The 24124-nt window shown below is 60.7% G+C and carries 23 protein-coding genes; 12 read left to right on the top strand and 11 right to left on the bottom strand.

Going from position 1 to position 24124, the window contains the following annotated elements; translation table 11 throughout:
* The first annotated feature begins 40 nt into the window (after positions 1 to 40).
* From QMX88_RS12275 to QMX88_RS12260, 4 genes are all read left to right on the top strand, one after another.
* A complete protein-coding gene (locus QMX88_RS12275) occupies positions 41 to 1417 on the top strand; it encodes an L-serine ammonia-lyase (RefSeq protein ID WP_192171809.1) in 1377 nt (458 codons plus the stop codon).
* Between the two features lie 69 nt (positions 1418 to 1486).
* Positions 1487 to 2608, top strand: coding sequence for a glycine cleavage system aminomethyltransferase GcvT (gene gcvT / locus QMX88_RS12270; RefSeq protein WP_282369597.1), 1122 nt, complete (start codon positions 1487 to 1489; stop codon positions 2606 to 2608).
* Positions 2609 to 3003: 395 nt separating this feature from the next.
* A complete protein-coding gene (locus QMX88_RS12265) occupies positions 3004 to 3216 on the top strand; it encodes a cold-shock protein (protein ID WP_003227496.1) in 213 nt (70 codons plus the stop codon).
* Positions 3217 to 3338: 122 nt separating this feature from the next.
* A complete protein-coding gene (locus QMX88_RS12260; protein WP_282369649.1) occupies positions 3339 to 3815 on the top strand; it encodes an RDD family protein in 477 nt (158 codons plus the stop codon).
* 64 nt (positions 3816 to 3879) lie between these two features.
* Here QMX88_RS12260 and lptG read toward each other — a convergent pair whose 3' ends face one another.
* Both lptG and lptF read right to left on the bottom strand, forming a co-directional pair.
* Positions 3880 to 4941 (bottom strand): LPS export ABC transporter permease LptG, encoded by a 1062-nt coding sequence (gene lptG, locus QMX88_RS12255; RefSeq protein ID WP_192171812.1) that lies wholly within the window; start codon positions 4939 to 4941, stop codon positions 3880 to 3882.
* Complete coding sequence (lptF, locus tag QMX88_RS12250) at positions 4934 to 6052, bottom strand: LPS export ABC transporter permease LptF (RefSeq protein ID WP_192171813.1); 1119 nt, start codon at positions 6050 to 6052, stop codon at positions 4934 to 4936. The genes lptG and lptF overlap by 8 nt, the downstream gene beginning before the upstream one ends.
* Positions 6053 to 6357: 305 nt before the next feature.
* Between lptF and QMX88_RS12245 the strand changes: the two genes are divergently transcribed.
* The 5 genes from QMX88_RS12245 to rlmF all read left to right on the top strand — a co-directional run bounded on the left by QMX88_RS12245 (position 6358) and on the right by rlmF (position 13020).
* Positions 6358 to 7848, top strand: a complete 1491-nt coding sequence (locus tag QMX88_RS12245; protein ID WP_282369593.1) for a leucyl aminopeptidase — start codon at positions 6358 to 6360, stop codon at positions 7846 to 7848.
* Positions 7849 to 7905: 57 nt separating this feature from the next.
* Positions 7906 to 8334 (top strand): DNA polymerase III subunit chi, encoded by a 429-nt coding sequence (locus tag QMX88_RS12240; RefSeq protein WP_192171815.1) that lies wholly within the window; start codon positions 7906 to 7908, stop codon positions 8332 to 8334.
* A gap of 7 nt (positions 8335 to 8341) precedes the next feature.
* On the top strand, positions 8342 to 8788 hold the full coding sequence (locus QMX88_RS12235) for a DNA polymerase III subunit chi (protein ID WP_282369588.1): 447 nt from the start codon (positions 8342 to 8344) through the stop codon (positions 8786 to 8788).
* Positions 8789 to 8962: 174 nt separating this feature from the next.
* Positions 8963 to 11809: a valine--tRNA ligase gene (locus tag QMX88_RS12230; protein WP_282369585.1), complete on the top strand. Its 2847-nt coding sequence runs from the start codon at positions 8963 to 8965 to the stop codon at positions 11807 to 11809.
* Positions 11810 to 11982: 173 nt separating this feature from the next.
* Complete coding sequence (gene rlmF / locus QMX88_RS12225; RefSeq protein WP_282369583.1) at positions 11983 to 13020, top strand: 23S rRNA (adenine(1618)-N(6))-methyltransferase RlmF; 1038 nt, start codon at positions 11983 to 11985, stop codon at positions 13018 to 13020.
* Positions 13021 to 13118: 98 nt separating this feature from the next.
* Here the strand turns inward: rlmF and QMX88_RS12220 are convergent, their stop codons facing one another.
* Positions 13119 to 13400, bottom strand: coding sequence for an HU family DNA-binding protein (locus QMX88_RS12220; RefSeq protein WP_037014905.1), 282 nt, complete (start codon positions 13398 to 13400; stop codon positions 13119 to 13121).
* Between the two features lie 354 nt (positions 13401 to 13754).
* Between QMX88_RS12220 and yejK the strand changes: the two genes are divergently transcribed.
* Both yejK and QMX88_RS12210 read left to right on the top strand, forming a co-directional pair.
* A complete protein-coding gene (gene yejK / locus QMX88_RS12215) occupies positions 13755 to 14756 on the top strand; it encodes a nucleoid-associated protein YejK (protein WP_074884246.1) in 1002 nt (333 codons plus the stop codon).
* 25 nt (positions 14757 to 14781) lie between these two features.
* Positions 14782 to 15132, top strand: a complete 351-nt coding sequence (locus QMX88_RS12210) for a glutaredoxin family protein (protein WP_192171819.1) — start codon at positions 14782 to 14784, stop codon at positions 15130 to 15132.
* Positions 15133 to 15271: 139 nt separating this feature from the next.
* On the opposite strand, the gene QMX88_RS12205 is transcribed toward QMX88_RS12210, so the two are convergent.
* The 8 genes from QMX88_RS12205 to QMX88_RS12170 form a co-directional block, all read right to left on the bottom strand.
* Positions 15272 to 16204 carry a glutathione S-transferase family protein gene (locus QMX88_RS12205; RefSeq protein ID WP_282369576.1) on the bottom strand — a complete coding sequence of 311 codons (933 nt, stop codon included), beginning with the start codon at positions 16202 to 16204 and terminating at the stop codon, positions 15272 to 15274.
* 64 nt (positions 16205 to 16268) lie between these two features.
* Entirely contained in the window at positions 16269 to 16595 is a 327-nt protein-coding gene (locus QMX88_RS12200) for a GIY-YIG nuclease family protein (RefSeq protein ID WP_282369574.1), read from the bottom strand.
* 45 nt (positions 16596 to 16640) lie between these two features.
* Positions 16641 to 17126 (bottom strand): nuclear transport factor 2 family protein, encoded by a 486-nt coding sequence (locus tag QMX88_RS12195; RefSeq protein ID WP_282369572.1) that lies wholly within the window; start codon positions 17124 to 17126, stop codon positions 16641 to 16643.
* 91 nt (positions 17127 to 17217) lie between these two features.
* On the bottom strand, positions 17218 to 18525 hold the full coding sequence (locus QMX88_RS12190; protein ID WP_282369570.1) for a CynX/NimT family MFS transporter: 1308 nt from the start codon (positions 18523 to 18525) through the stop codon (positions 17218 to 17220).
* A 181-nt stretch (positions 18526 to 18706) separates the two neighbouring features.
* Entirely contained in the window at positions 18707 to 19471 is a 765-nt protein-coding gene (locus QMX88_RS12185; protein WP_282369568.1) for an amino acid ABC transporter ATP-binding protein, read from the bottom strand.
* Positions 19472 to 19481: 10 nt separating this feature from the next.
* Positions 19482 to 20579 carry an amino acid ABC transporter permease gene (locus QMX88_RS12180; RefSeq protein WP_192171824.1) on the bottom strand — a complete coding sequence of 366 codons (1098 nt, stop codon included), beginning with the start codon at positions 20577 to 20579 and terminating at the stop codon, positions 19482 to 19484.
* A gap of 10 nt (positions 20580 to 20589) precedes the next feature.
* Complete coding sequence (locus QMX88_RS12175; protein ID WP_282369566.1) at positions 20590 to 21771, bottom strand: amino acid ABC transporter permease; 1182 nt, start codon at positions 21769 to 21771, stop codon at positions 20590 to 20592.
* Between the two features lie 65 nt (positions 21772 to 21836).
* On the bottom strand, positions 21837 to 22868 hold the full coding sequence (locus tag QMX88_RS12170) for an amino acid ABC transporter substrate-binding protein (RefSeq protein ID WP_122535855.1): 1032 nt from the start codon (positions 22866 to 22868) through the stop codon (positions 21837 to 21839).
* Positions 22869 to 23358: 490 nt separating this feature from the next.
* Between QMX88_RS12170 and QMX88_RS12165 the strand changes: the two genes are divergently transcribed.
* Positions 23359 to 24015, top strand: a complete 657-nt coding sequence (locus tag QMX88_RS12165; protein WP_282369562.1) for an alpha/beta hydrolase — start codon at positions 23359 to 23361, stop codon at positions 24013 to 24015.
* Positions 24016 to 24124 lie beyond the last annotated feature (109 nt).

Genomic DNA, 24124 nt, shown 5'->3' with positions numbered 1-24124 from the left:
GCTTGCGACTTGCTACTGCTTTACCTCCCGGAACCCCATCATGTCGCTGAGCGTATTTGACCTGTTCAAGATCGGCATTGGTCCCTCCAGCTCTCATACGGTGGGCCCGATGCGAGCCGCGGCGCGTTTTGCCGAAGGCTTGCAGCGCGATGGCCTGCTGGAAACCATCATATGCGTGAAAGTCGAGCTGTACGGCTCCCTCGGTGCCACCGGCAAAGGCCACGGCAGCGACAAGGCCGTGTTACTGGGCCTTGAAGGTGAGCACCCGGACACCGTCGATACCGAAACCGTTGCGGCGCGCCTGCAGCAGATTCGCAGCAGCGAGCGCCTGAACCTGCTCGGCCAGCACAGCATCGAATTCATCGAAAAGCATCACTTGGCGATGATTCGCAAGCCCTTGGCCTACCATCCCAATGGCATGATTTTCCGTGCCTTCGATGCCTCCGGCATACAGGTCCGCAGCCGCGAGTACTACTCCGTCGGCGGCGGCTTCGTGGTGGATGAGGACGCGGCTGGCGCGGATCGCATCGTGGAGGACCAGACGCCGCTGGTGTATCCCTTCAAAACTGCACGGGACCTGATGGTGCATTGCACTGCCAGCGGTCTTTCCATCAGCCAGATCATGCTGGCGAATGAAGCCGCGTGGCGCCCCGAAGCCGAAACCCGTCAGGGCCTGTTGCACATCTGGCAGGTCATGCAGGACTGCGTCGAGGCGGGTTGCCGCAACGAAGGCATTTTGCCGGGTGGCCTGAAGGTCAAACGGCGTGCGGCGGCGCTGCATCGCCAGCTGTGCAAAAACCCGGAAGCCGCGCTGCGCGATGCGTTGTCGGTGCTCGACTGGGTCAACCTGTACGCGCTGGCGGTCAACGAAGAAAACGCCAACGGCGGCCGTGTGGTCACCGCGCCCACCAACGGCGCGGCCGGGATCATCCCGGCGGTGCTGCATTACTACATGCGCTTCATCACCGGGGCGAACGAGGACGGCGTCGTGCGTTTCCTGCTCACGGCGGCGGCCATCGGCATTCTTTACAAGGAGAACGCGTCGATCTCCGGCGCCGAAGTTGGCTGTCAGGGCGAAGTCGGGGTGGCCTGCTCCATGGCGGCCGGCGCCCTGTGCGAAGTCTTGGGCGGCAACGTTCAACAGGTGGAAAACGCCGCTGAAATCGGCATGGAACACAACCTCGGCCTGACCTGCGACCCGATTGGCGGTCTCGTTCAAGTGCCATGCATCGAGCGCAACGCCATGGGCTCGGTGAAGGCCATCAACGCGGTGCGCATGGCCTTGCGCGGCGACGGCCAGCACTTTGTCTCGCTGGATAAAGTGATCCGCACCATGCGCCAGACCGGCGCCGACATGAAAAGCAAATACAAGGAAACAGCCCGTGGCGGGCTGGCCGTGAACATTATCGAGTGCTGACATCAGCCCGAATTCATAGGGTCCCCTGCCCTGCGCGGGGAACCCGGAACCGCTTTCAAGGAGTGACCCATGACCACCGAATTGCTGAAGACCCCGCTCAATGCCCTGCACCGTGAACTCGGCGCGAAGATGGTCGAGTTCGCCGGCTACGACATGCCCGTTCAGTACCCCGCTGGCGTCATGAAAGAACACCTGCACACCCGCGATCAGGCCGGCCTGTTCGACGTTTCGCACATGGGTCAGATCCTGTTGACCGGCGCGAACGCAGCGAAAGCGCTGGAAACCCTGGTGCCCGTGGACATCATCGATCTGCCGGTCGGCATGCAGCGCTACGCGATGTTCACCAACGAGAACGGCGGCATTCTCGACGACCTGATGGTTGCCAATCTGGGTAACGATCAGCTCATGCTGGTGGTCAACGCCGCCTGCAAGAACCAAGACCTGGCGCACCTGCAGCAACACATCGGTAGCCAGTGCGAGATCACGCCGCTGTTCAACGAACGCGCATTGCTCGCGCTGCAAGGCCCGTACGCTGTCACCGCACTGGCGCGGCTGGCGCCGGAAGTCGCGAAAATGACCTTCATGCAGTACACCTCGGCGAGGATCGACGGCATCGACTGCTACGTCAGCCGCTCGGGCTACACCGGTGAAGACGGCTACGAGATTTCAGTGCCGGCAGATCAGGCGGAAGCCCTGGCACGTCGACTGCTCGCGGAGCCCGAAGTGGCGCCGATCGGCCTGGGCGCGCGCGACTCGCTGCGACTGGAAGCCGGGCTGTGCCTCTACGGCCATGATATGGACACCGACACCACGCCGATCGAAGCCAGCCTGCTGTGGGCGATTTCCAAGGCTCGTCGTGCCGATGGTGCACGTCCAGGCGGCTTCCCCGGTGCCGACAAGATCTTCGCCCAGCACCAAAGCGGTGCGGCGCGCAAACGTGTCGGCCTGCTGCCACAGGAACGCACACCCGTGCGAGAAGGCGCTGAAATCGTCGATGCCGATGGAAAGACCATCGGGACTGTCTGCAGCGGCGGTTTCGGCCCGACGCTGAGCGCGCCATTGGCGATGGGCTATGTCGACGCCAGTTTCACCGCGCTGGAAACACCGGTGTGGGCAATCGTCCGCGGCAAGAAAGTCCCGATGCAAGTGACAAAAACTCCTTTCGTTCCGCCACGTTACTTCCGCGGCTAAGTAACATCGTCAAAAAATGCGGCACCGCAACAGTGCATAAAACTGTGCGAGTGCCGCAGTCGGGCGCCAATGTTTACAACCGTTAAACTGTCAAAATATTGAACTTAGATACCCCTCTAAACATTAAAAACTATCGATCTTGCGAACGTGGTTAATGTTTTCAAAAAAGCCGAAAACCCCTATGAACACTGGCCCAGCCGGGGCTTGTTTTTTCGACGAGAGTTAGCGTAGAGTTTCCCGGACTGTGTTTGCATGGGTCGCTGGGATCGTGACCCGGGCAGTAGCGCCAAAAGCAATGCTACATCCCGCTCTACGTTTCTTCTTCCTGCAACCAGCCCAGTACTCTTTCCCGTGAAAGAGGCTGTCATTAATTTAATGCGTCAAGGAATAAGAAAATGTCTACACGTCAGAGCGGCACCGTTAAGTGGTTTAACGATGAAAAAGGTTTTGGTTTTATCACTCCTGAAAGCGGTCCGGATCTGTTCGTCCACTTCCGCGCTATTCAGGGCAACGGCTTCAAAAGTCTGAAGGAAGGCCAGAAAGTGACGTTCGTCGCAGTGCAGGGCCAAAAAGGCATGCAGGCTGACGAAGTACAAGCTGAAGCCTGATCAGCCGACGCAAAAAGCCCCTGATGGCCAACATCAGGGGCTTTTTTATGCCTGCGATTCCGTAAACTGCCGCTCCCGTGTGAATGAGCGCCGCCATGACCTCAGTTAACCATGATGCCCAGATGTTACGCCCTCGGGGCGACTTTCCCCCCGCTGGATTGGGCCGGCGCATGGCTGCGATCAGCTACGACGCGCTGCTGTGCGTGGCATTGCTGATGGTCATTACATTTATCTACAAGCTGGCCTGGATGGGCTTTATCGGCGAAGCCAGACTGCGCCAGCTCTCCGAGTCCGGTGCGCTCGACGCCGACCCGCTGCTGTCCTCGATTCTGCTGGTGACGCTGTTCGGCTTCTTCGCCAAATTCTGGACCCATGGGGGCCAGACGCTGGGCATGCAGGTCTGGGGGATACGCGTGCAGAACGCCGACGGAACGGCCATCAGCCTGTGGCAAGCGCTGCTGCGCTTCGTCGTCGCCATCGCATCGTGGCTGTGTGTCGGGCTGGGTTTCTTCTGGAGCCTGATCGACAAACAGAAACGCTGCTGGCATGACCTGTATTCCGAGACGCAACTGGTGCGGGTGCCCCGCACCAGGAAGTGAACCCTCTGCATCTCGCCCACAAAAAAGCCGACCCTGGGGTCGGCTTTTCATAGCGAGGTGAATATCAGCCCGCGCGGCGCAGCAACCAGATCCCCGCCAGGGCGCACACTCCCGCCGGCACCAGCACCGCGAAGAGTGGCGAGAAACCGAATACAAGGCTCGACGGGCCCAGCAGGTCCTGAGCGATGCGGAAGGTGAAGCCCACGAGCACGCCCGTGAACACCCGTTGTCCCAGCGTCACCGAGCGCAACGGACCGAAGATGAAGGAAATCGCCATCAGCACCAGCGCCACGGTCACCAGCGGCTGCAGAATCTTGGTGTAGAACGCCAGCCAGTAACGACCGTTGTTCAAGCCCTGATCGGCGAGATAACGCGCGTAACCATAGAGGCCAGTCATCGACAGCGACTCCGGCGGCAGCACCACCGTGCTCAGCAACTGCGGGCTCAACGCGACGTTCCAGCGCTCTTCGGGTGCGGTGACCACTTCGGTGCGACCGTCGTGGAAGACCGTCGTGGTGACGTCCTTCAGCAACCAGTAATCGGTCTTGAAGTTGGCTTGCTTGGCAAAACTCGACGTCAGCATGTGGCGCTGGTCGTCGAAATGGTAACGGGTCACGCCATACAGGAGGCCGTTCGGTTGCACCGTGTTGATGTGGATGAACTCCTCACCCTGACGGTGCCACAGACCGTGTTTGGCGCTCTGGGCGTCGCCGGTGCCTTGAGCCAGCGAGCGCGCGGCCTGGGCTGAGGCTTCGGTCACCGGCGCGACGTACTCGCCGATCAACAGCCCGGCAACCATCAACACCAGCATGGGTTTCATGACCGCCCAAACGATACGGCCGATCGACACACCGGCGGCACGCATGATCGTCAGTTCGCTGCTGCTCGCCAGCGCGCCGAGACCGATCAGGCAACCGATCAGCGCAGCCATCGGCAGCATGTCGTAGAGGCGACGCGGCGCCGTCATCACGACAAAACTGCCAGCGTCCCAGAAGGTATAGGTATCGCTGATGTCGGCCATTTCATCGATGAAGGCAAACAGCGAGGCCAGTCCGAGGATGATCCCCAGTACCGCCAGAATCGCCATGAACACGCTTTTGCCGATGTAACGATCGAGCTTAACCATGAGCCACCCCCGACACGCTGCGGCGACTCGCGATCTTCAGGCGCAGAGGCTCCCAGTAGAGCAACCCCAGCCCGATGGACAGAAACAGCGCATGCACCCACCACAGGCCGAGGCCCATCGGGATCTTGCCCTTCTCCAGCGCACCGCGCGCGGCGATGAGGATGGTGAGATAGGCCATATAAAGAAGAATCGCCGGAAGGAGCTTGAGGAAGCGGCCCTGACGCGGGTTGACCCGTGCCAGCGGCACCGCCATCAGCGTCACGATGAACACCAGAATCGGCAGCGAGACCCGCCACTGCAGCTCGGCCCGGTTGCGCAGGCTGTCTTCGCCGGTCAGCAATTCGCTGGTGGAGATGGCATCGCGGTCAGTGACCTCATCGCTGATGTCCGGCTTGGGCAGCAAGGCGCCATAGGTGTCGTATTTGATCGCGCGGTAATCGGCCTGGCCGGGGTTGCCGTCGTAGCGATAGCCGTTATCGAGAATCAGGTAGCGCGTGCCGTCAGGTTTGATTTCCTGCCGGCCTTTTTCCGCGACCAGCACGGTGATGCCGTGGTCTTTCTTCTCGTCGAGCTTCTTCTCGGAAATGAACACGCCGCCCAGGTTGATGCGATCGTCGCTCATGGTCTCGGTGTAGGTCACCCGGCTGCCGTCACGCAGAAGCTGGAAACGACCCGGCACCAGGGTGTCGAATTCGGTCATCGCGTCCTGCTTGTTGATCAGCAACTGGAACTGGGTCGCGCCCTGGGGGGCGAGGCTGAAGCTGAGCCAGGCCACCAGCAATGAAACCAGCGCAGCCGGCGCGAGGGTAATCAGTAGCAGGCGTTGCTGGCTCATACCGGTGGCGGCGAGCACGGTCATTTCGCTTTCGAGGTACAACCGGCCATAGGCCAGGAGAATCCCGAGGAACAACCCCAGAGGAAGGATCAGTTGCAGGAAGCCCGGCAGACGGAACCCCATGATCAGAAACAGCACACCCGGATCGAGTGCGCCCGATGCGGCCTGGGCCAGGTATTTGATGAAGCGGCCACTCATGATGATTACCAGCAGCACGGCACTGACAGCGCTCAGGGTAACCAGCACTTCTCGGGACAGGTAACGGAAGACAATCAAACCAGACACTCCAGGGTTGTCACGCTAAGGCGGCATGACAATGAAATGAATCAGCCATGATGCGCGCGACGGCGTACCACCAAAAAAATATGCGGCATTATCCTGTGATTGGGTGTGTCTGTCACTGCGCGCGCGGGATACTTCTGCAACCGGCACACGCGCGCACCCGGACGGGGTTGTCATCCATTGGCTCGCAGGGTCAAACTGCGGGCCTTGCCGCAGGCATGCCGGTGTAAATACCTCTGCGCCGCTGCCGAGCCGTGTGCTCAAGTGCGATAACTCACAGTTTATTCGGGGACCCCGACATGGAATTGGTTGTTAAAAGCGTCAGTGCAGAAACCTTGAAGACCGCCACACTGGTGGTCGCCGTCGGTGAAGGCCGCACGCTGAGCGACACCGCGAACACCCTCGACACCCTGAGCGGCGGCGCCATCAGCGCTGTTCTCAAGCGCGGCGACCTGTCGGGCAAGATCGGCCAGAGCCTGTTGCTGCACAGCCTGCCCAACCTGAAAGCCGAACGCGTGTTGCTGGTCGGGTCGGGCAAAGAGCCGGAACTGAACGATCGCCAATTCCGCAAAATCATCAGCGGCGCGCTCAGCACCCTGAAAAGCTTGGGTGGGGTTGATGCCGCCTTCGCCCTCGATCAACTGAACGTCAAAAATCGCGACGTGTATGGCAAGAATCGCCTGCTGGTCGAATCCCTGGCCGACGGCGAATACGTTTTTGATCGCTTCAAGAGTCAGAAAGTCGATCCCCGCGCCCTGAAAAAAGTCACCCTGCTGACCGCCAAGGCCAACGTCGCCGACGTCGAGCGCGCGGCCAAGCACGCACAGGCCATCGCTGCCGGCATGGCTGTGACCCGCGACCTGGGCAACATGCCGCCGAACATCTGCCACCCGACCTACCTGGGCGAGCAAGCCAAGGCGATGGGCAAAGCCAACAAGGGCCTCAAAGTCGAAGTCTTCGATGAGAAAGACATCGAAAAGCTGGGCATGGGTTCGTTCCTGGCGGTCGGTCAAGGCAGCGCTCAGCCGCCACGCCTGATCGTCATGCAGTACTCCAACGGCAAGAAAAGCGAAAAGCCATTCGTGCTGGTGGGCAAGGGCATCACCTTCGACACCGGCGGCATCAGCCTCAAGCCGGGCCTGGGCATGGACGAAATGAAATTCGACATGTGCGGCGCCGCAAGTGTGTTCGGCACGTTGAACGCCGTGCTTGAACTGCAACTGCCAATCAATCTGGTGTGCATCGTCGCAGCGGCTGAAAACATGCCGAGCGGCAACGCCACGCGTCCGGGCGACATCGTCAAGACCATGAGCGGCCAGACCGTCGAGATCCTCAACACCGACGCCGAAGGCCGTCTGGTGCTGTGCGATGCGCTGACCTACGCCGAACGCTTCAAGCCACAGGCCGTGATCGACATCGCCACGCTTACCGGCGCTTGCGTTGTCGCGCTGGGCGGTCACACCTCCGGCCTGCTGGGCAACAGCGATGCGTTGATCACTCAAGTGCTGGAAGCCGGCAAACGCGCCGACGATCGCGCCTGGCAGCTGCCGTTGTTCGATGAGTATCAGGAGCAACTGGACAGCCCATTTGCCGACATCGCCAACATCGGCGGTCCGAAAGCCGGCACCATCACCGCGGCGTGCTTCCTCTCGCGCTTCGCCAAAGCCTACGAGTGGGCGCATCTGGACATCGCCGGCACGGCATGGCTGAGCGGCGGCAAGGACAAAGGCGCCACGGGCCGTCCGGTTCCGCTGCTGACCCAGTACCTGATCGACCGCGCTGGCGTTTAAGCCGCTGCAAACGCGCCGGCCTCCCCGGTCGTCGCGTCCAGCGTTCTGGAATCACCCATGACCCAAGTCGATTTCTACATTCTGCCGAGTGCCGACCCCGTCGCGCGCCTGGACTTCGCCTGCAAACTCACCGACAAGGCCTGGCGCCTCGGCCATCGGGTGTACCTGCATTGCAGCGATGCCGGGCAACGCGAGGAACTGGACGCCCGACTGTGGCGCTTCCGGGGCGAAGCGTTCGTTCCCCATGGCGCGGTCGAAGACGACCAGGACGCACCCGTGGCGCTGGGTATCGGCAGCGACCCCGGCCAACATCAGGATCTGCTGGTCAATCTTGACCTGCGCATCCCGGACTTCTTCAAACGATTCGCGCGTGTCGCCGAGATCGTTGTCGAGGATCCCGCCATTCGCCTCGCGGCGCGCGAGAGTTTTCGCTTCTACCGCGAACAGGGCTATCCTCTGCAAGATCACCGGCTGCAGCGTCTTTGAGCACACGATGGATAATTCAAAACACCTGAAAGATTCAGCACACCTGCTGGATGACCTCGAGTCCATTCGCCAGCTGTTGGGCGATGATCCGGCCCATCCACCCCTGCTGACCGAGTCCGTGCACAGCGACGAGCAGATCCCGCTGCTGTTCGACGTGGTCACCGGCCAGGTCGTGACCCTCGATGAGCACGAAGCCGACATCGACAATATTCCCCTGCTCACCCCCGAGCCGGTTGCGGCGACACCTCCCGCGCCAGCTGCCCACGCATCTAGCGCGTCGAGCGCCAAAGCACCGAATGCAGAGGCGCTGCTGCACCTGGACGCCGAGCTGCGTGCCGCCGCGCAGTTGATCATGCAAGACGTGATCGATGATTTCGCCCCGCACATCGAGAACGAGATCAAACGCCGCCTTGATGCGCGAATGGAACGGCTGCTGAGTCAATACAACAACTGAAGCTGTCTTCTGCCCCGACCCGGAACGTGCGCAAGCACAGTCCTACAGATGCCCGCGATGATTCCGGGCATCACCGCTCGTAGCACCCGACCTACCGCTTGTAGCTTGACGCCGCCTTGAAAAGCTATACTCGTCGGCTTTTCCGACTCAAAGCAGATCAGGTTCCCGCCTCGCATGGACAAGACCTACCAGCCGCACGCCATCGAATCTTCCTGGTACCAGACCTGGGAGTCCGAAAACTATTTCGCTCCGCAAGGCGCGGGCGACTCGTACACCATCATGATTCCGCCGCCGAACGTCACCGGCAGCCTCCACATGGGGCACGGTTTCAATAACGCGATCATGGACGCCCTGATCCGCTTCCGACGCATGCAGGGTCGCAACACCCTGTGGCAGCCAGGCACCGACCACGCCGGTATCGCCACGCAGATGCTGGTGGAGCGCCAACTCGAAGCCTTGGGTCAGAGCCGTCACGATCTGGGTCGCGACAAATTTCTCGAAAAAGTCTGGGAATGGAAGGATCAGTCCGGTGGCAACATCAGCCGCCAGATCCGTCGCCTGGGCTCGTCGGTCGACTGGAGCCGTGAGCGCTTCACGATGGACGACGGCTTGTCCGAAGCGGTTAAAGAGGCGTTCGTGCGACTGCATGAAGACGGCCTGATTTACCGTGGCAAACGTCTGGTCAACTGGGACACCAAGCTGCACACCGCGATCTCCGACCTCGAAGTGGAAAACCACGACGAGAAGGGGCATCTGTGGAACCTGCGCTACCCCTTGGCCGATGGCGCGAAGACCGCTGAAGGTCTGGACTATCTGATCGTCGCCACGACCCGTCCGGAAACCATGCTCGGCGACGCCGCCGTCGCCGTGAACCCGAACGACGAGCGCTACAAGGCGCTGATCGGCAAGTTCGTCGAGCTGCCGCTGGTAGGTCGTCGCATCCCGATCATCGCGGACGACTACTGCGACCCTGAATTCGGCACCGGCTGCGTGAAGATCACCCCGGCCCACGACTTCAACGACTACGACGTCGGCAAGCGCCACAACCTGCCGCTGCTGAACATCTTCGACAAGAACGCTGCCGTGCTGCCCGCTGCCCAGGTGTTCAACCTCGACGGCACGCTGAACGACACCGTAGACGGCACCCTCCCCGCCGAATACGCCGGCCTCGACCGCTTCGAAGCACGCAAGCAGATCGTGGCTGCGTTCGACGCCGCCGGGCTGCTGGTCAGCGTCGACGACCACGGTTTGAAAGTACCTAAGGGCGACCGCTCCGGGACCATTATCGAGCCGTGGCTGACGGATCAGTGGTACGTGTCGACCAAGCCGCTGGCTGAACCGGCCATCGCCGCCGTTGAAGACGGCCGCATCGCCTTTGTGCCCAAGCAGTACGAGAACATGTACTTCTCGTGGATGCGCGACATTCAGGACTGGTGCATCAGCCGCCAACTCTGGTGGGGCCACCGCATTCCAGCCTGGTACGACGAGTCCGGCAAGGTTTACGTCGGCCGCGACGAGGCCGAAGTCCGCGCCAAGCACAATCTGGGTCCTGACGTTGCCCTGCAACAGGACAACGACGTGCTCGACACCTGGTTCAGTTCCGGCCTGTGGACCTTCTCCACCCTGGGCTGGCCGGAGCAGACCGACTTCCTGAAAACCTTCCACCCGACCGACGTGCTGGTTACCGGTTTCGACATCATTTTCTTCTGGGTTGCCCGGATGATCATGCTCACCATGCATCTGGTGAAGAACGAAGACGGTACGGCGCAGGTGCCGTTCAAGACCGTTTATGTCCACGGCCTTGTGCGTGATGGTCAGGGCCAGAAGATGTCCAAGTCCAAGGGCAACGTCCTTGATCCGCTGGATATCATCGACGGCATCGAGCTTGAAGCCCTGGTGCAGAAACGCACCTCCGGCATGATGCAGCCCAAGCTGGCCAAGAAGATCGAGAAGCAGACTCGCGACGAATTCGCCGACGGCATCGCCAGCTACGGCACCGATGCCCTGCGCTTCACCTTCTGCTCGCTGGCCTCCACCGGCCGTGACATCAAGTTCGACATGGGTCGCGTCGAAGGCTATCGCAACTTCTGCAACAAGATCTGGAACGCCGCGCGGTACGTGCTCGACAAGGGCGAAGACTGCGGTCAGAACGGCGAAGCGTTCGAGCTCTCGCTGCCGGATCGCTGGATCATCTCGCAGCTGCAACGCACTGAAGCCGAAGTGACCCGTCAGCTGGATCAATTCCGTTTCGACCTCGCGGCCCAGGCGCTGTACGAGTTCATCTGGAACCAGTATTGCGACTGGTACCTGGAGCTGTCCAAGCCGGTTCTGTGGGACGAGACGGCGCCGATCGAACGTCAGCGTGGCACTCGTCGCACGCTGGTGCGCGTGCTGGAAGTCGCACTGCGTCTGGCCCATCCGTTCATGCCCTTCATCACCGAAGAAATCTGGCAGCGTCTTGCGCCGCTGGCCGGCATCGAAGGCAAGACCATCATGCTGCAACCGTGGCCGGTGGCGAACGATGCGCGCATCGACGTTGCGGCCGAAGGCGACATCGAATGGCTCAAAAGCCTGATGCTCGGCGTGCGCAACATCCGTGGCGAAATGAACATCGGCCCGGGCAAGCCGCTGCAGTTGTTCCTCAAAAACGTCAGCGCCGAAGACCAGCGCCGCCTGAACGAGAACGAGCACCTGCTGAAGAAGCTGGCCAAGCTTGAAGCGTTCACCGTGCTGGAAGCCGGCGCCGAAGCACCGCTGTCCGCGACCGCGCTGGTCGGTGAGATGGAAGTGCTGGTGCCGATGGCCGGCCTGATCGACAAGGACGCCGAACTGGCGCGTCTGGACAAGGAAATCCAGCGTCTGCAGGGCGAAGTGCAGCGGGTTGGCGGCAAGCTGTCCAATGCCGCGTTCGTCGACAAGGCGCCGCCTGAGGTGATCGCCAAGGAACGCGCGAAGATGGCCGAAGCCGAACAGGCGCTGGGCAAACTGGCCGAGCAGCACGCCCGCATCGCGAGTTTGTAACCCGACCAAATCAGCCGGCCTGAATCGCAGGCCGGTTGACGACCATGACCCCTGTAGGCGTGAGCGTGCTCGCGATAGCGGTAAGTCAGCAACCTAACCGTTGACTGACACACGGTTATCGCGAGCAAGCTCACGTCTACAGGGGTTGTGCTTTCACGAGAATCGCATCACCGATGACCAGCCCCGACGCCCCCAAGCCCCAACGCAACACCCCACGCAAGAAAGCCAAACCTGCTCAACAGGCCAAGCCTGCCGCGCCGCGTGAGAAAGCCACCCTGCACCCGCGCAACCGCCATCAGGGCCATTACGACTTTCCGCGCCTGATCAAAAGCAGCCCCGAACTGGGCAAGTTCGTGATCCTCAATCCCTATGGAAAGGAAAGCATCGACTTCGCCAATCCGGCCGCGGTGCGGGTGTTCAACCGCGCCTTGCTCAAAGCGTTCTACGGCATCGCCCATTGGGATATTCCGGCGGACTACCTCTGCCCGCCAATCCCGGGGCGTGCGGACTACCTGCACTTTCTCGCCGACCTGCTGGCAGAGCGCAACGAGGGCGTCATCCCGCGCGGCACGTCTGTCACAGCGCTGGACATCGGCACCGGCGCCAACTGCATCTATCCGCTGATCGGTCAGGGCGAATACGGCTGGTCGTTCATGGGCTCGGACATCGACAAGATCGCCCTGGCCTCGGCGACGACCATCGTCAAAGCCAACGGCTTGAGCAAGAGCATCAGCTTCCGGGAGCAGACCAACCCCAAACACATCCTGATTCACCTGCTGCAGCCCGATGAGCGCTTCGACCTAAGCGTGTGTAACCCGCCCTTCCACGCCTCGGCTGAGGAAGCGTTAAGCGGCAGCCAGCGTAAATGGCGAGCCCTCGGCAAGGCAGACCCAAAACGCAAGTTGCCGGTGCTGAATTTCGGCGGCCAGGCGGCGGAGCTGTGGTGCGAGGGTGGCGAGGCACGGTTTGTGACGCAATTGATCAGCGAAAGCGCTCAGGTGGCGGCGCAGGTGTTGTGGTTCAGCACGCTGGTGTCCAAGGCTTCGAACCTGCCGCTGATTCAAAGCGCGCTGAAAAAAGCCGGTGCCGTTGAAAGTCAGACGGTGGAGATGGGCCAGGGTCAGAAACAGAGCCGCTTCGTTGCCTGGACCTTCCAGGACAAGACGCAGCAAGCCGCCTGGAAGGCGACACGTTGGGTTTCACCGCGCTAGGACGCCAGCGACCGAAGCGATAACCGAATCGCAGGCACAAAAAAACCGTGTCCGGATCGCTCCGTCACACGGTTTCCTCAACCAAGCAGCGTTTTCGCTTACTTGTTGACCGAGTCAGTCAGCACTTTGGCTGGTACGAACTTGACGACTTTCTTGGCAGCGATTTCGATGGCTGCGCCAGTCGAAGGGTTGCGGCCGGTGCGTGCTGGACGCTCGGTGACTTTCAGTTTGCCGATGCCTGGCAGAGTGATTTCACTACCGTTTTCCAGTTGGTCAGCGACGATTTGACCCAATTGGTCGAGAGCGTTGCGCGCGGTGGTTTTAGGCGCGTCGATAGCTTCTGCGATATCGGCGATCAATTGGTCTTTAGTCAGAGCCATGGTGGTGTTCCTTCCCTATCAAATTCGAATGGTTTGCAGAGTGTGGTACAGACGCGAAATGTAGATACTGTAAACGGCCTTTGGTTCGGCCGAACGCCCACAAACTGCACGCCTGGCGCGCTTGGGCGCTCAGGACCGGGCAAAACTAGCACAGCGCAACGCAAATATCCGCCCCTACCTACCCATTTGGTCAGCTTTATCGCCCATGAGGCGTAAAAAAGTCATATTAATCGACCGAGGTCAGCGTTTTCGGCCCTTCCAGAGCGTTCCGCCCCCCGTCTGCGGTACACTTGCCGACTTTCGCACGGGCCTGGTCTGGTCCCGTTCAGTTACCCTTCAGCAGCCGAGAAATCCATGCCGATCCGTCACGCCATCGTCCACCTGATCGACAAAAAACCTGACGGCACGCCCGCCGTGCTCCACGCCCGGGACTCGGAACTCGCCGAATCCCAAGCCATCGAGAACATGCTGGCAGACCTCAACGAGAGCTATAACGCCAAACAAGGCAAAGCGTGGGGGCTGTTTCATGCCGAGTCCGGCGCGCACCCGTTCAGTGGCTGGCTGAAGGAATACCTGGATCAGGGCAAGGATTTCACCCAGTTCAGCCGCATCGCGGTCGAGCATCTGCAGAAGCTGATGGAAGAGTCGAACCTGTCGGTCGGTGGCCACGTGCTGTTTGCGCACTACCAGCAGGGCATGACCGAATACCTGGCGATCGCGCTGCTGCACCACAGTGAAGGCGTGGCGGTGAACGAAGCGCTGGACGTGACGCCCTCCCGGCATCTGGATCTGGGTCAGCTGCACCTTGCAGCCCGGATCAACATTTCCGAGTGGCAGAACAACAAGGCGTCCAAGCAGTACATCTCATTCATCAAGGGCAAGAACGGCAAGAAGGTTTCCGAGTACTTCCGCGACTTCATCGGCTGCCAGGAAGGCGTCGACGGACCGGGCGAGACCCGCACCCTGCTCAAGGCATTCAGTGATTTCGTCGAGAGCGAAGACCTGCCAGAAGAATCGACCCGCGAGAAGACCAAGGCGCTGGTCGACTACGCCAGCAGCCAGAGCAAAATGGGCGAGCCCATCGCTCTGGAAGAGCTGTCCGGCCTGATCGACGAGGACCGCCCGCGGGCCTTCTACGATCACATCCGCAACAAGGATTACGGCCTGTCGCCCGAGATTCCTGCGGATAAGCGCACGCTGAGTCAGTTCCGTCGGTTCACTGGCCGTGCCGAAGGCCTGTCGATCAGCTTTGAAGCGCACCTGCTGGGCGACAAGATCGAGTACGACGAAGAGAAAGGCACGCTGATCATCAAGGGACTGCCGACCCAGCTGACCGATCAGCTTAAACGCCGCTAAACGTTGCCGAGGAGCCGAGACCCGAATGTTCGTTCGTACCCTGAAGAAGTTCTTGCTCATCATGTTGGTGGTGGTCGTGTACCAGAACTGGGGCAAGATCGAAAACCTGGTTCACCCCTCCTCAGCTTTATCGGAGCACGCGCAGGCCAACGCCAAGGTGACGTTGTACGCCACCGACTGGTGCGGCTACTGCAAACAGACACGGCGTTTTCTCGACAGCCAGGGCATTCGCTACACCGAGTTCGATATCGAAAAAGACGCTGCAGGCCGCAAGGCCTATGAAGCGCTCGGCGGTCGCGGCATTCCTCTGATCGACGTAAACGGCACGCTGATCAGAGGCTTCAGCGAAGAGCAGATTCTCGCTGCACTCAAGTAGCATCGGGTAACAACTGTCACAACTGACAGTCACGACAACTTCGCGCCACCAGCCACATCAATCCGCAATTAAAACAAAGCGATTATCAGGCATCGCGATAAGCCCGGCATTGCACCGGGCTTATTTGCGCATGAGGTGTTTAAACAGCCTTGATTTGAAAACCGAAGCGCGGGAAGTGCACATGCACGGTGCCGGCGCGGTCGTCTTCGCGGCGCAGGATAATTTCTTCACGGCCGCTGAATACCAACTCTCCCTCCACTGCGTTAACGCCGTAATCCACGGCAGACACGGTGACCTGCTGACCGACAGTAAAACCATTGGGATCGGTGAAATCTTCATCGGGCACCGGCGCCGGGGTAGCCGCACGCGCGATTTCAACCGCGTCGCCCGAACTCAATTCACTCGGTGCGCCATGACCGAATGCAATAACGCGCTCGTACCAGCTCAACACCGCCGGATAGGCATCGACCAGTGGGGACGTGACAGGGGTTTGTTTGAGGAACCACAGGGTGTGGGCCACCGAGAAATCGGCAATCGAGGGCGCGCCCAACAGGAAATCACCGTTGCGCTCAAGCTGGGTCTCCAGACGCGCCATCAGCGTCGGCCATTGATGCTGCGCCACTTCCAGTGGCACACGATTGGCGCTGCCGCCCTCGAAGAACGTGGCGCGGTCGGCAACGAATGCCTTCACAGCCTCAGGCGGAACCTTGGCGAAACGCACAGCGAGGGAGGCCGGTTGAAACACCAGACTGACCGCGTGCAGGAACAGCACCGAATCCGCCCACGCCGCGAGCCCCGCCGCGGTGAACTCCTGGCCTTCGGGATAAAACGTGGGTGACGATTTTTCCTGCTCCAGGCGCCGGGCGATCAACGCGGTGTCGCAATAAATGTCGGCGCCTGCTTGCAGGACGGGGGTTTTGCGATAGCCGCCGGTGAGGGGCATGAGGTCGGGCTTGGGCATGATCGACGGGATGTTGACCGAGCGCCATGACAGGCCTTTGAAGCCCAGCATCAGACGGGCTTTTTCGGCGAACAGGGACGTTGGATAGTGGTGAAGAATCAACTCAGACATGCTTCGGGCCATCCGCAGGGAGAAACCACCAGCTTATCCCCCCGAAGCCCCACGGCATACCCGCTCAGGGTGATGGCGCGGCATCACTCGGCTGGATGTAGCCTGCGGCCAGGCACTCCTTGGCGCTTTTGCGCAGCTTTTTGATCAACCGCTCCTGCCGCAATGCGTCGCCCTTGTCGCGGCAGGCCTCCACATACACCAGCGCCACCGCCGGGCTCGAGCTGAAGAAGCGCGCACCTTTACCGCTTTGGTGCTGGGCGAATCGGCGCTGCGGATCATTGCTGATGCCGCAGTACAACGAACCGTTGGCCGCGCGCACCAGATACACGAACCAGGATTTGACCGGCACGGCTTCGGGCACGGGTGCGGTGGCGATTTCGGCTTCAGACATGCGGGACCGTGGACCAGTAGCGAGGGGAACGGATTCTATCAAGCGTCAGCGACTGGCCTGAAAAGCCTTCAGCCCTTTCTGGCCCTGCGCACGGATGGCGTTTTGCACAAGCGGCGTCCAGCCCAGTAATACGCCCTTTGTGCCGAGGGCCTGACGCGACCAGCGCCACAGATCGAACTGATCGTGGTGTTCGCAGATCTTGCCGTCGCGAAAAACAAACCGCGCCTGAATGTCGTTGACCACCGTACGACCGGTCTGGCTGAACAGGTAGGTCGCGACCCAGTGTGCAGCGCCGGTCGTGGCATCGGCACGGACGTGGTCGAACACCACCGAGAAGTCACGGGCGCGGGAGGTCAGCATGCGCCACATATCGCCGGCATCCTGCCCGTGCAACTGGCCAAACACCGGGTCGGAAAACACCACGTCTTCGCTGTAGCACGCGGCCATCGCCTCGGCGTCCAGACGGCTGAACGCCTCGTAAAAGCGCGTAATCAGCGCGCTGTTGTGTTCGCTGGTAAAGGTCTCGCTCATGGGAACGCCGTCCATGGAAATAGGATGCCTGCACGATAAGCGGCCGCACCGTGGTTTGCACGGGCATTCGCAGGGGAAAAAATGTCAGCCCTCAGATTTTCTCGCTCGTGACACCCACGTAAAGCGCGCGCCCGGCGCCGAGACCGGCGATGATCGCGGCGACGCCGATGATGCCGAAGATCCAGCCGACCGAGTCCCAGTTGCCGGTCCAGTCATGCACGACGCCGACCGCGAAAGGCCCGAGCGACGCCAGGGTGTAGCCGAAGCCCTGGGCCATGCTCGACAGGTTGGCGGCGACATGGGAGTCCCGCGAGCGCAACACGATCAGGGTCAGTGCCAGGCTGAACGTGCCGCCCTGCCCCAGCCCAAGCACGATGGCCCAGGCCCACAATTGCTCAAGCGGTGCATAAAGGCAGCCAAACAGCCCCGCCAGTGTGAGCAGCATCACCAGCACAATCGCAATCCGCTGATCCTTGCCGCGAGTGGCCAGCCATGGCGCGGTCAGCGAGCTGACCAGTTGCACCATGATCGAACCGGACAACAGCAGGCCGGCGTCAACGGCAGTCAGTCCTCGCCCGATGAGGATCGACGGCAGCCAGCCGAACACGATGTAGGCCAGTGACGATTGCAGGCCCATATAAAGGGTGACTTGCCAGGCCAGAGGATCCCGGCGCAAACCGCGCACCCGATAAGCCACCTGATGCTGGCCATGACGTTGACGCGTCTGCGGCCACCAGAAGATCGCGGCGAGAATCGCCGGAACGATCCAGAAGCCGAGGCCAAGCGTCCAGTCGCTGCCGTTGCCGCTACCCAGCACTTCGCTCAACGGCACCGTTGAGCCCGCCGCAACGGCAGCACCCAGGCACAGCGCCATGGTGTAAACGCCCGTCATGGCGCCGGCCTGTTTCGCGAAATCGCGTTTGACGATGCCGGGCAGCAGCACCCCGATGATGCCGATGCTCGCACCGGCCATGATGCTGCCAGCAAACAGACCGAACTCGCCGAACGAGCTGCGCAGAATGATGCCGCAGGTCAGCGTCAGAAGAATGCCCAGCACCACGCGCTCACTGCCGAAACGCCGCGCGAGGATCGGCGCAAGCGGCGCGAAAAGACCCAGGCACAACACCGGTAACGTAGTCAGCAAGCCGGCCGTGGCCGCCGAAAGTCCCAGGCTTCGTGACACCTCACTCAACAACGGCGCCATGCTCGACAACGCCGGACGCAGGTTCAGCGCCACCAGCACCAGGCCCAACAACAGGAACCATGGGCGCTTGAGCACGGGATGATGCTGCTGCACTTGCTCGTCATCGGCTTCTGCATCGATCAGCAGCTCGTTGATGTCGTGAGGGGTCGAAGCATTGGAACGGGTGCTGCTCGCCGTCGGCGCCTTGGTCGTCATGGGATTCTCGTGGGGGCAGGAGGATGTAACAGCGCATTGCGCAAAGCAGTAATCCTGTTGGAGATCGGCAGAGAACACAAGTTTTACGAGGATTGGGTACAGTTTCGCGGCAAACGTCAGGGGATCGGCCATAAAAAACCCGGGCACTGGGCCCGGGTTTCTGTGGTGCGTTGCTCCTGACTCAGTGCAGGATCTGGCTGAGGAACAGGCGAGTACGGTCGCTTTGCGGATTATCGAAGAAGTCGCTCGGTGCGGCTTGTTCGACGATCTCGCCCTTGTCCATGAAGATCACGCGGTTGGCGACGGTCCGGGCGAAACCCATCTCGTGGGTCACGCAGAGCATGGTCATGCCCTCTTCCGCCAGGCCGACCATGGTGTCGAGCACCTCTTTCACCATTTCCGGATCGAGGGCCGAGGTCGGCTCGTCGAACAGCATGATCTTCGGCTTCATGCACAGCGCGCGGGCAATCGCCACACGCTGTTGCTGACCACCGGACAGCTGGCCCGGATACTTGTGCGCCTGCTCCGGAATGCGCACGCGCTCCAGATAGTGCATGGCGATTTCTTCGGCCTTGCGCTTGGGCATCTTGCGCACCCACATCGGCGCTAGCGTGCAGTTCTGCAGGATGGTCAGGTGCGGGAACAGGTTGAAGTGCTGGAACACCATGCCGACTTCGCGACGGATCGTCTCGATCTGCTTCAGGTCCGACGTCAGTTCGGTGCCATCGACCACGATGCGACCCTGCTGGTGTTCTTCCAGACGGTTGAGGCAGCGAATGGTGGTCGACTTGCCCGAACCCGACGGGCCGCACAAGACGATGCGCTCGCCCTGACGCACGTTCAGGTTGATGTCTTTCAACACGTGGAACTGGCCGTACCACTTGTGTACGCCTTCCATCCGGATCATGCCTTCGGCGCCCAGAGGCTTACTGATAGCTTCACTCATCACAAAACTCCTAACGCTTGTGGCCTGTGTCCAACTTACGCTCCAAGTGCATGGAGTAGCGGGACATGCCGAAACAGAAGATCCAGAACACCAGGGCCGCGAACACGTAACCCTCGGTCGCCATGCCGAGCCACTTGGGGTCGGCGGCAGCTTGTTTGACGCTGTTGAGCAGGTCGAACAGGCCGATGATGATCACCAGACTGGTGTCCTTGAACAACGCGATCACGGTGTTGACCAGACCGGGAATGACCAGCTTCAGGGCCTGCGGCAGAATCACCAGGCCCATGCGCCGCCAGTAGCCGAGGCCCATGGCCGCAGCCGCTTCGTACTGACCTTTCGGAATGGCCTGCATGCCGCCCCGAACCACCTCGGCCACATACGCCGACTGGAACAGAATCACGCCGATCAGTGCGCGCAGCAGTTTGTCGAAGTTCATGCCTTCAGGCAGGAACAACGGCAGCATTACCGACGACATGAACAGCACGGTGATTAACGGAACGCCCCGCCAGAACTCGATGAACGTCACGCACATCACGCGGATGGCCGGCATTTCGGAGCGACGCCCCAAAGCCAGCACTACACCCAGTGGCAACGCGCCGGCGATACCCACTGTGGCGATCACCAGGGTCAGCATCAGGCCGCCCCACTGACTGGTCGCAACGAGGTCGAGGCCGAACACACCGCCGTGCAGCAGGAAGTACGCAACGATCGGGTAGATGAACAGGAACGACAGGCCGTAGATCGCCTTGCGCGGCATCACTTTGATGAACAGCGGCGCGACGCCGATGATCGCCAGCCAGACGGTCAGATCAACCCTCCAGCGTAGTGCCTGCGGGTAGTAGCCGTACATGAACTGGCCGAAGCGCTGTTCGATGAACACCCAGCAGGCGCCGGCCTTGGTGCAGTCTTCGCGCGTGGTACCGACCCAGTTGGCATCGAAGATGGCCCAACTCAGCAGCGGTGGAACAACCAGCCAGATCAAGTAGATCGCGAACAGGGTCAACAGCGTGTTGATCCAGCTCGAGAACAGGTTCTGGCGCATCCATGCCACCGGGCCGAAGACTTTGCTCGGCGGTGGCATGTCGGGTTTGAAAGTATGAGATGTCATGCGCGTTTCCTCACCGCTCGATCAGCGCAATGCGCTTGTTGTACCAGTTCATCAGCAGGGAAATGCTGATACTGATCGCAAGGTACACGCTCATGGTGATGGCAATGACTTCGATCGCCTGACCGGTCTGGTTGAGCACGGTACCGGCGAACAGCGAAACCATTTCCGGGTAACCGATACCGGCGGCCAGCGACGAGTTCTTCGCCAGGTTCAGGTATTGGCTGGTCAATGGCGGGATGATCACCCGCAGCGCCTGCGGAATGATGACCTTGCGCAGCGTCGGCCCTGGACGCAGGCCCAGAGAACGCGCCGCTTCGGTCTGGCCGTGGCTCACCGACTTGATGCCCGAACGCACGATTTCGGCGATGAATGCCGCCGTGTAGACCGTCAGGGCGAGGGTCAGGGCCAGCAGTTCAGGGATCAATACCCAGCCGCCAACGAAGTTGAAGCCTTTGAGCTCGGGCACTTCCCAATGCACCGGCGCACCGAAGATCAACGCGCAGAGCGCCGGGATCACGATGAACAGCGCAACGCCTGCCCAGAACTTGTGGAACGGTACGCCCGTGGCTTCGAAGCGCTTGTTCGCCCAGCGCGCCGTGAGCACGATGGCGACAATGGCCAGCACCACGCTGATCACGAACGGCCACGCCCCATCGGTGGCAATCGCGGCCGGCATGTTCAGGCCACGGCTGCTGACGAAGAACGAGCCGAGAAACCCGTGGGCAGCCCGCGGCCCCGGCAGGGTCAGGAACACGGCGAAGTACCAGAACAGGATCTGCAGCAGCGGCGGAATGTTACGGAAGACTTCAACGTAAACCGTCGCCAGCTTGTTGATGATCCAGTTGTTGGACAGGCGCGCGACGCCGACGATGAAGCCCAGCAGGGTCGCGAGGATCACGCCGATGAACGTCACCAGCAGCGTGTTGAGCAAACCGATCAGGAAAACCCGCGCGTAGGTGTCCGACTCCGTGAACGGAATCAGGTGCTGCGCGATGCCGAAGCCGGCACTGTTTTCAAGGAAACCGAAACCTGAGGTGATACCCCGGTGTTGCAAGTTGGTCTGGGTGTTATCGAACAGATACCAACCCATCGCGACTACGGCGACAACCGTAATTATCTGAAATAGCCACGCACGCACTTTAGGGTCGCTGAGGCTGAGCCTCTGCTTGGGTGCGCTGATTTGATTTTGCATGGAGTGCCCCGGAAGAAATGCAACAAAGCGCCCGGCTGCGATTCACGCAGCCGGGTGCAGGTCAATCAACGCACTGGTGGTGCGTATTGAATGCCGCCAGCGTTCCACAGAGCGTTCTGACCGCGAGCGATCTCCAGAGGAGTGGCTGCGCCCAGGTTCTTCTCGAAGATTTCGCCGTAGTTACCGACTTGCTTGACGATCTGCACGACCCAGTCTTTCTTCAGCTTGAGCTGCGGACCGTAATCGCCATCGGCACCCAGCAAGCGGGCTACGTCCGGGTTCTTGGTGGATTTGGCTTCGGCTTCAACGTTTTTCGACGTCACGCCTGCTTCTTCCGCGTTCAGCAGCGCGTAGCCCACCCAGCGAACGATGGTGCTGAAGTCTTCATCGCCACGTGCGACAACAGGACCCAGCGGTTCTTTGGAGATGGTTTCAGGCAGAACGACGTAGTCCTTCGGCGAGGCCAGCTTGGAGCGCTGTGCGTAGAGCTGGGATTTGTCGGAGGTCAGTACGTCGCAACGACCGGATTCCAGCGACTTGGCGCTTTCGTCGGAGGTGTCGAAGGTGATCGGGGTGTACTTGAGATTGTTGGCGCGGAAGTAGTCCGACACGTTCAGCTCAGTGGTGGTACCGGCCTGAATACAGATGGTCGCGCCGTCCAGTTCCTTGGCACTTTTCACGCCCAGCTTGCTGTTGGCCAGGAAGCCAACGCCGTCGTAATAGGTCACGAAGCCCGGGAAGACCAGGCCCATGCTCGCGTCACGGGAGCTGGTCCAGGTGGTGTTACGCGACAGGATGTCGATTTCGCCGGACTGCAGCGCAGTGAAACGCTCTTTGGCGTTCAGCTGGCTGAACTTGACCTTGGTCGCGTCGCCAAACACCGCGGCAGCAACAGCGCGGCAGAAGTCGGCGTCGATGCCCTGGATCTTGCCGCTTGCATCTGGAACCGAGAAGCCTGGCAGACCGTCACTGACGCCGCACTGAATAAAGCCCTTCTTCTGAATGGCGTCCAGCTTGGCACCCGCTTGAGCGAACCCGGTCAGACCGAGCGCTGCAGCGGCGGCCACTACAGCCAGGGTGGATTTCAACATCTTCATTCAAACCTCCAGTTTGCTCTTTGTTGTGTGGGAGCCTTAGCCCCGTCGCACCCTTGTGAGGCATTCATGACCCGTGCTGGCTTGTTTTTGGGTCATGCGACGTTGAACCCGTTTACCGCCACCGACGCCAGGCATCTGGTCATCGCGTGTTCAGCATGTTGCGAGTCCAGCAGACTGAAGCCCCATGATGTCCTTGAACCCCGAGGTTCAAAGCGAATCGTGCCGGGAATCCTGCTCGATGATTCCATGCTGCCTCTGACGCAACACGCGGCTGTCTGCTCGATAGCCTATTAGTGTTACCGCCCGAGGTGAGCGCCTTCACTCCGCGGGTTGTGTAGCAAAGCCCGTACCACCATGCTGGCAATGTCGAATTAGCGACAGGTCAAGATCAAAACTTGTAACCTTGCGACATCTTTCATTCATCCGCACACGAGCTGACGCACCGCCTTAAAGCGCTGTGCCAGAGGTGCCGCACACTAATGGAGCACACATGACTGAACCGCTGATCATCGACCCGGAATTGGCAGTCGACGCCTGCGTCATCTGGCTACACGGCCTGGGGGCTGATCGCTACGATTTCCTGCCGGTGGCCGAGATGCTGCAGAAGACGCTGAAGACCACGCGGTTCATTCTGCCGCAGGCGCCGACCCGGGCCGTCACCATCAACGGTGGCTACGCGATGCCCAGCTGGTACGACATCAAAGCCATGAGCCCGGCCCGCGCCATCGACAGCGGCGAGCTGGAAGGCTCGGCACAAGACGTCATCAAACTGATCGAACAGCAACGGGACAGCGGAATTGACCCGGCCAGAATCTTCCTGGCAGGCTTTTCCCAGGGCGGCGCCGTGGTGTTGCACACCGCCTTCCTGCGCTGGGAAGGCCCCCTCGGCGGCGTACTTGCGCTGTCCACGTACGCACCGACTTTCAGCGACGAAATGAGCTTGTCCGCCAGCCAGCAACGCATCCCGGCCTATTGCTTGCACGGCAGCAATGACCCGGTGGTTCTGCATGCCATGGGGCGAGCGGCTTACGAGCATTTGAAGGCTCAGGGCGTCACCGTGACATGGCAGGAATACCCAATGGAGCACGAAGTGTTACCGCAGGAAATTTCCGACATAGGTGTCTGGCTCGCGGATAAGCTTCGCTAGTCCACTCATTTGATCCTTCCAATTACGTTGCGGATTTGCTAGGACACTACGCCGCGCCGGGTTCTTGCTTTACACTCCCCGGCGTACATTCCTAAATCTATCGATGAGA

It is taken from the genome of Pseudomonas sp. PS02290 (assembly GCF_029960075.1).
GTDB lineage: Bacteria > Pseudomonadota > Gammaproteobacteria > Pseudomonadales > Pseudomonadaceae > Aquipseudomonas.
The sequence above is the reverse complement of the archived record's forward strand: the minus strand, read 5'-3'. Positions and strand labels throughout refer to the sequence as shown.